At 42.7% G+C, this 12,690-nt stretch carries 9 protein-coding genes; 1 reads left to right on the forward strand and 8 read right to left on the reverse strand.

Annotated features, from left to right (window positions below):
• Positions 1-71: 71 nt before the first annotated feature.
• From rapA to B9T36_RS10135, 6 genes are all read right to left on the reverse strand, one after another.
• Entirely contained in the window at positions 72-2,909 is a 2,838-nt protein-coding gene (gene rapA / locus B9T36_RS10110; RefSeq protein WP_086209363.1) for an RNA polymerase-associated protein RapA, read from the reverse strand.
• A gap of 137 nt (positions 2,910-3,046) precedes the next feature.
• Positions 3,047-3,733, reverse strand: coding sequence for an RluA family pseudouridine synthase (locus B9T36_RS10115; RefSeq protein WP_228147000.1), 687 nt, complete (start codon positions 3,731-3,733; stop codon positions 3,047-3,049).
• Between the two features lie 131 nt (positions 3,734-3,864).
• Positions 3,865-4,980, reverse strand: coding sequence for an ABC transporter permease (locus B9T36_RS10120; protein ID WP_086209595.1), 1,116 nt, complete (start codon positions 4,978-4,980; stop codon positions 3,865-3,867).
• Positions 4,981-4,999: 19 nt separating this feature from the next.
• Complete coding sequence (locus tag B9T36_RS10125; RefSeq protein WP_086209365.1) at positions 5,000-6,130, reverse strand: ABC transporter permease; 1,131 nt, start codon at positions 6,128-6,130, stop codon at positions 5,000-5,002.
• Positions 6,131-6,155: 25 nt separating this feature from the next.
• A complete protein-coding gene (locus B9T36_RS10130; protein ID WP_086209366.1) occupies positions 6,156-8,066 on the reverse strand; it encodes an ATP-binding cassette domain-containing protein in 1,911 nt (636 codons plus the stop codon).
• Positions 8,067-8,070: 4 nt separating this feature from the next.
• Positions 8,071-9,087, reverse strand: a complete 1,017-nt coding sequence (locus tag B9T36_RS10135; RefSeq protein ID WP_086209367.1) for an HlyD family efflux transporter periplasmic adaptor subunit — start codon at positions 9,085-9,087, stop codon at positions 8,071-8,073.
• Between the two features lie 116 nt (positions 9,088-9,203).
• On the opposite strand from B9T36_RS10135, the gene B9T36_RS10140 reads away from it, so the two are divergent.
• Positions 9,204-9,839: a TetR/AcrR family transcriptional regulator gene (locus B9T36_RS10140; RefSeq protein WP_086209368.1), complete on the forward strand. Its 636-nt coding sequence runs from the start codon at positions 9,204-9,206 to the stop codon at positions 9,837-9,839.
• On the opposite strand, the gene B9T36_RS10145 is transcribed toward B9T36_RS10140, so the two are convergent.
• A complete protein-coding gene (locus tag B9T36_RS10145; protein ID WP_086209369.1) occupies positions 9,830-11,584 on the reverse strand; it encodes an amidohydrolase in 1,755 nt (584 codons plus the stop codon). The genes B9T36_RS10140 and B9T36_RS10145 overlap by 10 nt on opposite strands.
• A gap of 153 nt (positions 11,585-11,737) precedes the next feature.
• On the reverse strand, positions 11,738-12,622 hold the full coding sequence (locus B9T36_RS10150) for a LysR family transcriptional regulator (RefSeq protein WP_086209596.1): 885 nt from the start codon (positions 12,620-12,622) through the stop codon (positions 11,738-11,740).
• Between the last annotated feature and the right edge of the window lie 68 nt (positions 12,623-12,690).

Raw genomic sequence — 12,690 nt, forward strand, 5'->3', positions numbered from 1 at the left:
ACAACGTAGACATCCCTTTTTGAAGTTCATTAAAAAAGCACCCGAAGGTGCTTTTCATACAGCAATTGCGATTATGGTTTAACCACAACCATCACTTGAATGGCTTCTGGTGTGACCGATAGACCATCGAGTAAACCAAGACCTTCTTTTTGCAATTTTTGTAGACGCAAAATTTCATCTTCACGAATACTCGGATTAAACTGCTTTAAATAAGTCAGACGGTCAATTTCGTATTGCCACTTACTACCGTAGACTTCTTTCGCTTGTTGCACAAAATTCGGTAAAGCCGAACGTGCAAGCTCTAATGCTTGCACATAACGCTGTTCAATCACCTCACGGCGTGCTTTCACGACTTGACGACAGCTATTGCCATCCAAATGATGCAAATACGGTTTTAAAATTTCAGGCGCAATTTTCTGCGACAGGTCTTGACCTTTTTCACTCAGCAAGACACGAACCAATTGTTGCGGTAAGCTTGAAGGTAAATTCAATGCTTTCGGTGCCACCACATCGACCTTAAACCAAACTTCTAACAGCACCGAACCTTGCGGTAAAGCAGCTGACTTCAACACTGCAACGTTAGTACTACCAAAACCTTGAGTGTTGATCATTTCCATCACACTTTCAGTAAATGGATGCTCAAGGGTTAAATACTGAGCATCTTCACGTACCTGAGCCTGATCACGATAGAAAGTCGCTGTCATACCTTCTTCGTCCAAGGTTAAACCTTGAACTTGCATTTGATCGGTTGGTTTAATGATCACAGTACCATTGCTTTGCTCGTCAAAATCAATATTTGTCGACGCCATAAAGCGCTTCATAAACATTGGCAAAGTGGTATTGTCATCATATTCTTCAAGCGCTTGCACGATTTCTTGCGCCACAATTGGACGGCATGAGTTGTATTCAAGCAAACGGTCACGACCTGATTGTAACTCAGCCTCTAATGCTTCGCGTTGTACGCTGACCGCTTCGAGTAAGTCATCAAACTGCTGACCTTTATCTGCCAGCAAGCAATCTTTCAATTCAACAATAAAGTTTTCTTGTAAAGTTTGCGCAGTTGGAGAGATATTACTGAAAATATTTAATGCTTCGTTATACCAACGGAACATGCGTTCTTGCGCTGTGCCAATTAGATATGGCACATGAATTTGAATCCGGTTTTCTTGACCAATACGATCCAAACGACCAATACGTTGTTCAAGTACATCTGGGTTTGCAGGCAAATCAAATAAAATCAGATCTGATGCAAACTGGAAGTTACGACCTTCAGAACCAATTTCAGAGCACAGTAAAATTTGTGCACCATAAGACTCTTCGGCAAAGTAAGCCGAGGCTTGGTCACGCTCAAGTAAACTCATGCCTTCATGGAACATCGCGGTACGAATACCTGCATGTAAGCGGAGTACATTTTCAAGTGCTTCAACCACTGGACCACTACGTGCAATCAGCAACACTTTTTTGTGTTTTAAGTCTGTACGTAGTTTTTCCATGAGCCACATGACACGTGGGTCAGCTTCCATCCAAGCACCGTCAAGTTGTGCTTCTTCTGGCCACATTTGTTCACGTAATTTACCGTCTTTAGACCAGTTTTCTGGGGCAGGCAAAGGTGCAGGCTGACAGTCACGACCTGGGAAGCCTTGAATAGCTTCACGGGTGTTGCGGAACAAAATACGCCCTGTACCATGACGGTCTAAAAGCTCATGAATGGCACGGAAGCGTTGTTCAGGTGCATCTTCAATGCGGTGCCCCAACAAACCTTCAAGCGCTGTCAAATGCCCTTCTTCAAGTGGCATATCTGACATGAGCACTTCAGCAATTTTTGCAGTTTGCTGATACTGGGTTTCTTCATCCAAGAACCGATCTAAAGAGCTAAAACGCTGTGGGTCAAGTAAACGTAAACGCGCAAAATGGCTTTCTACACCTAGCTGTTCTGGGGTTGCAGTTAACAGCAAAACACCCGGTGTTTTTTCTGCTAACTCTTCGATCAAGTCATAACGGTCATTGCCACCGTCTTCCTCATTCCACATCAAGTGATGTGCCTCATCGACCACCAACAGATCAAAACCAGCTTCTAGGGCTTGTTCACGTAAGTCATCATGGTCAATCATTAAATCAATTGAGGCAATGATGCATTGTTCTGTTAAAAATGGATTGAGATCAGGGTCATGCTCTTTGATTGAAGCCGTACGGGTTAAATCAAATAACGAGAAGTTCAAATTGAAACGGCGGCGCATTTCAATCATCCACTGATATTGCAGTGAATCGGGTACCAAAATTAGGATGCGTTCTGAACGGCCCGTTTTAAGCTGTTGATGGATGATCAACCCAGCTTCAATGGTTTTCCCTAAGCCGACTTCATCGGCTAAAAGAACACGGGGAGCAAAACGCTGACCCACTTCGTGTGCAATATATAACTGGTGTGGAATCAGGCCGACACGTGAACCAACCATGCCACGTAAAGGACTCGACTTCATATTGGCTTGCATCAACATCGCTTCAATACGTAAGTCGTACCATTCTTTATAGTCAATTTGACTTGCCAATAAGCGATCAAGCGGTTTAGACAACTGAATTTGAGCGCCAATGCGAGTTTCATTCAGCGATTTACGCTCTTCTGTGCCATCTTCTAAACGACGTACAACGTTATAACGCACAACGCCGTGACGGTCTTCTTGAGACTCAACGATCCACTTCGTCCCTTCTTGATCTTGCAGCTCATCGTTCACGTTGAAGATGATACGGGATAAAGGTGCATTATTTCGTGCATAAACACGCGTTTCATCACTTTTAGGGAATAAGATGCTGACAGATCGCTCATCTACATCAATAAGAACTCCTAGACCTAGTTCCGTTTCAGTATCTGATAACCAACGTTGACCAATAGCAAACTGCTGCAATTTTTCCACCTTTATCTACAAGTATAGGACTGCAAATTTAATGCTCAAACACTGTTTGATATTTGAGCAAAATTATACACCTTTAAGCAATATATTTTGACATAAAGCTCACTAAAAAAGTGAGCAAATTTGATGATTCCAATGACTTAAAACGGTACTGGACAAATAAATTCGACACGTTCATCCGTTTGAGGATGGTGAAAGCTCAGACGCTCTGCATGTAAACACAATCTTGGCATGATTACTTGCTGCTCAGGAGAAGCATAAAGCGTATCTCCAACGATAGGATGACCTAAAAACTGCATGTGTACACGAAGTTGATGTGAGCGTCCTGTAATTGGGGTGAGTGCTACACGGGTCACGGACTGGCCCTGTATTTCAAAATGCTCTAAGGCCTTCCACTCCGTCACAGCAGGCTTGTTATGGCTGGGCTCTGCAATATGTAACGGTGGACGTGCAGGATCATAAATAACAGGTACATCAACAATACCCTGCCCCTCTAAATAACCAGCCACAATCGCTTGATAGGTTTTATCGGTTTGACGTTCTTGAAACTGACGAGAAATGGATTTTTGTCCCCAACGACTGAGAGCACAAACCAAGATACCAGAAGTATCACGGTCAAGACGGTGGATCAGTAGGGTTTTTGGTTCAAGTCTGACTAAACGATTGATCATGCAATCTTGTAAGTCTTCTGTCTTCCCCGGAACGGTGAGTATACCTGCAGGCTTATGGATGACCATGAAGTCTTCATCTCGATGAATCAGGTGTTCGGTTAGAAAATTACTCAAGGTTCCATTCCAAGCTGATCGCGAAAACAAGCGGGCAATAATAAAAAGCTTAAGCTAGAAATACAATGCAAAAATCGTTTTTTTTGATGCTTAGGCAACATTGAATGCGTTATTTAACGACAAACACATGAACTTCCTCGTATCACATAAAATATGTATCACCCATATTTCCGCTATGACAAACGATTTTTAAATAACCATGCAGCCAAAGGCAAGGTGATCACCGCCAAAATCAGCATCGGCAAAAAGTCCCATTTCACCTGACTAAAGCCTGCACCTTCTAAATATACCCGTTGTACCAAGTCAATACCGAAACGAAGCGGATTGGCATAAGTCAGCCAATTCAACACATTTGGCATATTTTGAACTGGCGTTAATAGACCTGATAAAAGCGTCAAAGGCATAATCAGAAAAAAAGTATACAGCATGGCTTGTTGCATATTCAGCGCAATCGCCGAAATAGACAACCCAACACCAACGACTGCAATATTAAAAGCAAACAATCCAAAATAAATCAGCAACAATGAGCCATTCATCGGGATCTGAAACCAAAACAGGATGATCGCTAAAATAATCGAAGATTGAATCACACCAATCAGTATGGGTGGAATTGCCTTACCAATCATAATCTGCGTCGGTGTGTAAGGCGTCACCAAGAGCTGATCGAACGTTCCCTGCTCCCGCTCCCGCGCCACAGATAAAGCGGAAAGTAAAAGCGTCTGCATCATACTTAATGTTGCAATCAAAGATGGCATCATGCCCCATCTGGACTCTAAATTTGGGTTATACCATGTGCGTGACTGAACGGTAACTGCAGACGTTGAACCCAACCGCTCTTGATTGACCTGAGTCACTATACTGCTGATATAAGAGCCCGCCATGCCTGCCGTAGACGAGTTCCTACCATCCAAGACCACTTGAATTGACGAAGATTCATTATTATTGAGCTTATCCTCAAAATCTGCGGGAATCGTAATCACTGCAAGTGCTGAACGGTCATTAATGACCTGTTGAATCTGGGCGGTATTCTGCAAATCTGCTGTGCGTTTAAATACACCCGAACCATCCAAATGCGATAGTATTTGCTGCGAAGCCTGACTATGACTTTGGTCCAGCACAGCATAATCTACATGATTGACATCATAACTGGCAGCATAACCAAAGAGCAGAGCTTGCAGAAATATAGGAATAATCAATGTTATCCGATTGGCAGGATCAACCAAAATAGTCAAAAATTCTTTTTTGGTTAGCACCACAAGATAATAAAACCAGCGCTGAAATGTCGCCATGAATTGTTGCATGATGTTCTTACCTCAGACGCTTTTTCAATGTACGCGCTGTAATCACAGTGAGCACGACAATATAAATCAACAAAATGCCACATTCTTTGAGCCATAAAGACCAGTCATCTCCACCTAAAAATAAGGTTTTGACCAATGTCATATAATGTGTTGCAGGCAATACATTGCTAATAATCTGCACCACTAAAGGCAGATTTCGTGTATCAAACACAAAACCTGACAGCATCATGGCAGGCATGAAACTCGCTAAAAGTGCCATTTGACTGGCTTGGAACTGACTTTGAGATACCCCTGAAATCATTAACCCTAGTAATAAAGACACCATTAAATATAAAAATGATGCACTGATCACCGATAAAAGTGATGCGCGAATAGGAACTTCAAATAAGTAATGTGCCGCCAACAGACAGACCACAATATCGACCATACCAATCACGATATAAGGGGCTAACTTGGATAAAACAATTTCCAAAGGGCGAATGGGCGTTACAAACATTGCTTCTAAAGTGCCACGTTCTCGCTCACGTGCAATCAGTAACCCCGTTAAAAATGCACCGACCAAAGTCAAAATCAACACAATCAAACCAGGCACTAAAAACCAGGTACTATTGCCCGACTCATTGAACCACATACGCTGATCTACACTGATTACACCTGTAGTTGAACTGCTGTTGGTACGGTCAGCTTGTATTGAACTCACCGTATTTAAGGCACTGGCTATATAGCCCTGTAGTGAAGACGCTATACTGGTGGAACGACCATTATTGATAATCTGCACCGTAGCCGAACCATTGGCATATTGCGCTGCAAAATCACTGGGCACATTGAGAATGGCATCAATATCATCATTCCCCATTGCCGCTTGCGCTTGTGCAAAACTTGGATAATGGATCACCGTGATATATTTCGAGCCGTTTAAACCACTGAGGACTTGGCTGCTTTGTGGTGTCGGATTTTGATCGACCACACCGACACGACCATTGGTCAAGTCAAAAGACAGGCCGTATCCAAAAAGCAATATCAAAATAATGGGTAAAATAAAACCGATCGCCATGCTACTTTTATCACGCAATAACTGCTTCGTCTCCTTGCGTGTCAGTGCAATGAGCCTTGTCCAAAATGCTGAGCGATGACTCATACAGCTCTCCTCATTTGATCTCGTCTCATACGCTCGCCTCTTTTACTTGCTGACTCGCACGAGATTGCTCCACAATGGCAATAAAAGCACTGTTCATATCATTGACACCTTCGCCATGCACCATACTTCGAATGTCTTTGGGTGTACCAAGTGCCAACATTTTCCCTGCATCCTGAATCGCGATACGATCGCAATATTCTGCTTCTTCCATAAAATGTGTGGTGATAATAATAGTAATGCCTTGATTGGCGAGCTCACCAATGGTGTACCAGAACGCACGTCGCGCCAATGGGTCGATACCACTAGTCGGTTCATCTAAAAACACAATTTCAGGCTGATGTAACAGTGCTGCTGCCATCGACAAACGCTGTTTAAAGCCATTTGGTAAATCACCACTTTTAGCATGTGGCTTGAGTTCAAACTGATGTAATGCCTGATCAATTTGTTGCTTTAGATGTTTGCCTGATAATCCATACGCACCGCCAAAAAACTTTAAGTTATCCAAAACACTTAAGTTGCCATATAGGGCGAATTTCTGAGATACATAACCAATTTTGGCTCTCGCTTGTGCACGTGCTGTACGCAGATTCATCCCTGCTACTTCGAGTACACCACTACTGGCAGGAAGCAGACCACACAGCATACGAAACGTCGTGGTTTTGCCTGCACCATTTGGCCCGAGCAATCCGAAAATTTCCCCGCGTGATACATCAAACGAGGTACTGGCCACGGCGGTAAAATCACCAAATGTACGCACAAGATCCTGAACCACAATGACAGGTGCTTCTGCGTTACTATCTAAATCTGCGTTGCTGTCTAAACGCACTTTCGTATTCGGGACTTTTTCAGCATTGATCGGCTTGGTCTGAACGATATTCGCATTAATGCTCTGCTCATTGCTTTGGGCATAGCTTTGATCTGTGTTTAATCCTGTTATCGCCAGATCGTTATTCTCAGCCACACCTGAGTCTACGGCGTTTTTTTCTACATGCTTTGCTTCATGCAAAAGCAACATAAATGCATCTTCAAGTTCTGCTGCTCTCGCTTCTGCAACAACACCTTGTGGCAGTTGATCAGGCGGAAGAATCGGATGTTTAGTTCGGGTAATAAAACGTACCACATCGCCTTTAGGCACTGCATCTGCAATGTATTTGTGATTATCCAATAGATGTGCTTGTAACACCCTCGCCTTCATCCCTTGACTCGGTTTCACTTGCCATGTTTGACCTTTGGCATAGTCTGTCAGTGCTTCAGGTGAACCCTGTTTGAGGACTTGCCCCTCCAACATGACATACACATCATGACAACGTTCCGCTTCATCCATATACGCTGTGCTGATGATGACACTCAAGTTCTCATCTTTCACTAACTGTTCAATGATGATCCACAAATCACGGCGTGATAGCGGGTCAACCCCAACACTGGGTTCATCGAGCAGTAATAACTCTGGTGAACGAACTAAAGTACAAGCCAAGCCCAACTTTTGCTTCATCCCTCCAGATAACTTCCCCGCAGGTCGCTCTGAAAATCGTGCTAAATCGGTAATTTTAAGCAAGCGATCAAAGCGTTCTTTACGTACATCCGCAGGTACACCATGTAGGTCGGCATATAAATCTAAATTTTCTTGAATGCTTAAATCTTCATATAAACCAAATTTCTGAGGCATATAGCTGATACGATCTTGTACAGACTGAGGGTCTTTGGCCACATCAATCCCAAGAACTTCCAAGTTTCCAGCAGTAGGCTCATACAAACCTGCAATCAATCTCAGCAATGTGGTTTTCCCCGCGCCATCAGGCCCAACCAAAGCAGCCAATTGTCCTGCCTTGATTTGCATATTCAGTCCTTGCAGCGCGTACACATCTTCAGCGCCTTTTTGCTCAGCTTTGAAAACTTGCTTTAAATCCTGAGCGATCATCACGCAATCTGAAGACATCGACTTACTCGCTTGTTTTTGCTTTGGAAGATTTATCAATATTGACCGTCACAGGTTGTCCCATTTTCAACTGATCATTCGGATCATTGACATAAATACGAACTTCATAGACCAACGTGGTACGAATGTCCTCGGTCTGAACGGTTTTCGGGGTAAATTCAGCAACAGAGGAGATATAACCAATTTTTCCAGTGATTGGCTGATCTGGTTGTGAATCACGCAGAATGGTGGCCGTTGACCCCATTTTGATTTGTCCAAGCTCTGTCTCACTGGCATAGACGCGTACCCATTTTGGATCAGTTAAAGCAATGGTATAAACCGATTTGCTAGATGTCGTCATATCGCCCACCTCTTGTAAGCGTGCCCGTACAACACCATCCACAGGTGAGCGTAATTCACTTTGTGCAATTTGATATTTGATCAAATCCAAACTCGCTTTAGTCGAATCATATTGTGCTTTTGCCGCTTCGCGATCTTCTTTGCGTACCCCTTTTAACAGCAACTGCAAATTGGCTTCACTTTCACGCAAAGCTGCTTCGGCTGTTTTCATAGTGCTTTTAGCTGCATCAACTTCTTGCTTACTCACTGCTTGGCCTAGCGAACTATTGTTTAACACCGCTAGACGTTGGTATTGTTTATCGGCATTTTCGAGTTGTGCTTTAGCTGATCCAACTTGTGCCTTTGCTTGAGCAATCTCTTCAGGTCGATTGCCCGCGGCTTGCTCATTTAAAGTTTGCTGTTGAACCTGCAATTGCGCATCCGCTTGTTGGGCTTGGATACTTAAAGATTCTGTATTTAAATGCGCTAGCACTTGGCCTTTTTTGACACGATCACCTTCCTGAACAGTCATATTTTCAATGCGTCCTGCGGTTTCAAAAGCAAGAGAGACTTGTCGAATATCAACATTGCCATACAACACGATGTGCTGCGCATCGTCCTTATCTCGATTCAACCACCAATATGCGACTGCCGATCCAAGCAAGACCAATCCAATCAGCACCGCAACGTGACTCTTTTTCATGCACACCAGACCTTTGCTTATTTTTAATACAAGTTTAAATTTAAATTAAATTTAAACTACAATAATTAAGTAAAAAAAGATATACTCCTCTCATAATTTTTTACGCAGAGTAAACAATGTCTAGAGCTGGACGTAGCGATGGTGACTTAACCAAGTCGAAAATTTTGGATGCAGCAGGTCGTTTAATTGCTCAGAATGGTTTTGCAAAAACCACCAGCAAAGCGATTGCGAAGCTTGCCGAAGTCGATTTGGCTGCCATTAACTATCACTTCGACGGTCGTGATGGTCTATATCGTGCCGTATTAGCCGAAGCACATACGCATTATATTGATGAAGAAAAGCTGTTGGCTTTATTAAACAGCTCCCGCACCCCAACTGAAAAACTAGAAGTTTTTTTTGAAACCCTGATCAGCAAATTGGTTGAAACGGATGTGTGGCACAGCAAAGTATTTATTCGTGAACTTTTTTCGCCCACCACACATTTATACGATTTTATGCAAACTGAGGGCGCAAGAAAATTTCTATTAATCAAAAAGATCATTAGCCAAGTCTCAGGTATTGATGAAAACCACCCTGCATTATTAGCCTGCGTTTTGAGCACAGTTGCACCGTGCATGATGCTGATTATCGCTGATTCAAACTTACCTGGGCCACTTAAAAATGTTTCGAAAGTTGAACCTGCGCTTTTGGTCAAACATCTCATGACCTTTTCAGTCGCAGGTTTAGCCGCCGCTAAACAACTTTATCGTTGATAAACCAACTGTCCTTGCTTATAAGTTGCAAGGACTTTGATGTCTTTGATTTTAGACGGTTCAATAGTGATTGGATTGGCGCTTAAAATAACAAAGTCACCGTATTTCCCTGTACTTAAAGTGCCTTTAATATCTTCTTCAAAATACTGATATGCAGCCCAGTCTGTCATCGTTTTAAGTCCGATATACGGGCTGACTTTCTGCGCCTCACCCAAAACTTTGCCTGTTCGCGTAGTGCGATTAACCGTTGCATCCAGTACTATCATGCTTTTCGGTGGGATGACAGGAGCATCATGATGCTCTGTGAAAATCATGCCTTTTCTTAAAGCTGAACCTGTCGGTGAAATATGTTCAGCACGCTTTTCACCTAATGTTTGTGCCACATGCCAATCCCCCCAGTAGTAGGTATGCAAAGAAAAAAATGAGGGAATTAGGTGAAGCTGTTTCGCCCGATCCAGTTGATCTTCACGCATGGTTTGCGCATGAATAATCACATCACGTCGCTTTGAAGCATCATATTTCTTTTGCGCATTAGCAATCACATTGAGGTATTGATCAATCGCGGCATCACCATTGGCATGTGCCAAAATAGGCCATTGTTTCTCGAAAGCCAAATCAATCATTTGCTGAACTGTTTTTTGTTCTGGAAATGCAGGATAACCACGATAGTTTTTATCTTTCCCTTCAGGTGGAACCACATAAGGTTCGGTTAACCATGCTGTTTTACCTTGGGGTGAACCATCTAAGCTAATTTTCACGCCACCAATTCTAAAGTGATTCACATAATTTTTACTTACTCCTTTTTCAAGCATATATGCCTGTTCAGAACTAATATCAGGATAAGAGACAACATCAATCGCTAATTTGTTTTGATTGGCCAAACTACGCCAAAGCTCTGAAGTGCCACGATCAGCTCGTCCCTCTTGTACCGTGGTATAGCCATTTGCCATATAGGTCTGTACTGCAGTCAACGCCATCTGTTGCATGATTTCAGGCGGTACCGTTTTAAAAGCTTTCATCATCGCTTCAATGACTACACTTTCTTCTAATACACCATTCGGAATATTGGTCCCCACTACGCGTCGAATCACCCCACCACTAGGATTGCTACTTTTTTCATTAATGCCTAACAATTCGAGTGCTTTGTGATTTACAGAAGCCAAATGTCCAGACTGATGCAAAATCAGCACAGGTTGAGTCGTTGAAATCTGATCTAAGTCCGAGGCTGTTGGATGGGCTTTCTCTTGTAGCTGGGCGTCATCATAACCATTGCCAATCATCCAACCAGAAGTGGCTTTTATAAACTGTGGATTTTGCTTTGCCCACGCCTTCATTTCTTGAACCAATGTGGCAATACTCACCACCTTGCCATCTGGTGGCGGATATAAATTAGCCACGGTTTGCTGCATACCGACAGAGTTTAAATGGCTATGTGCATCAATAATGCCTGGGATGACTGTCTTGTGATTCAAATTCAGACGTTTCGCATGTGGCGCAAGCTTTTCAGCCGTGGACAATGCGCCTGTATAACGGATCTTTCCATCTTGAATTAACATGGCATCGACATAGCTGGGCTGCATGCCTTGCATGGTTAAAATGGGGCCACCATAGACCAACAAGGCATTTTTCATTTGTTGTTGTGTATTTGAAACCGTGCTAGACGGACTGGATGTACAACCGCTTGTCAACAACACAGAGGAAGAAAGCACAGTTGTGAGTGCAAAGGAAACTTTATTAAAAAACATGGGCTAAACACCTAATATCACTAAATATTATATTTTTACTCTGTACGAGCATTCCTTATATCTATAAAACTTGGATACATCACATCATTACTCTACCTTAGCACTTTAGGTCAGCGCTTGTAAGGTAGAATAAAGTGCTAGATATACAACAGATTATTGTAATAATTTTAAAATGTGCTGCAAACGGATGTGATCTATATTTTCTTTATACACCGCATAAATCGGTGCAATACACGGATTATTGGCCTTGAGCGCTTTATAAACAATCTGCTTATTCCAAAAGTCACGGATGGCTTCAGGCACGATGGATAAGCCAATTCCGGCAGCAATCAAATTTAAACTTGAAGTTAAACGTGGTGCTTCTTGTACGATTTTTGGACTAAAACCTGCTTGATAACAACTGGCCAAAATATTATCGAATAGATCTTGCCCAGCTAAACGTCGGTATAGCACAAAATCATGCGGTTCAAGATCCAGCAAATGAATCGGTTCGGCTTGCTCAGCCAAAGGATGATTGTTGGGTAGAGCCACAATGAGCGGCTCATCCAGTACATGCAAACTGGTTAAACCGAGGCCAATAGGTGCAGGTTTTCGTAAGAACACAATGTCATTTTTTTCATTGCTAATGGAATCAATCAGCGAGCTACTGCCATCTTCTTCCAAATGAATTGAAACACGTGGAAAAGTTTCCCGAAAGTTACGCAGCAACGCTGGTAAAAATGGATGTAAGCCAACCGAGTTGGTAAAGCCAATATTAATCTGACCTTCGACCCCCAAAGAAATATCCTGCACACGTTTGGGAATTAACTGTGCATGCGCCAATATCGCAAGGGCTTCTTTGTACAAAACCTTACCTGCTTCTGTGACCTCAACACCACGCGGCAAACGCTTTAATAGCTGCGCATTCAGTTCTTCTTCCAAGCTTTTGATAATCCGTGTCAACGGTGGTTGTTGCATATTCAAACGAACAGCGGCATGCGAAATATTACTTTCTTCTACCACTGCAACAAATGCTCTGAGTTTATGGATATCAATCATGTCTGCCCCATCAAACATACTTTTTCAGTATATATAACGTCAAAAATAGCATTTTTCAACATATCTCT

This window comes from Acinetobacter sp. ANC 4204 (genome assembly GCF_002135205.1).
GTDB lineage: Bacteria > Pseudomonadota > Gammaproteobacteria > Pseudomonadales > Moraxellaceae > Acinetobacter.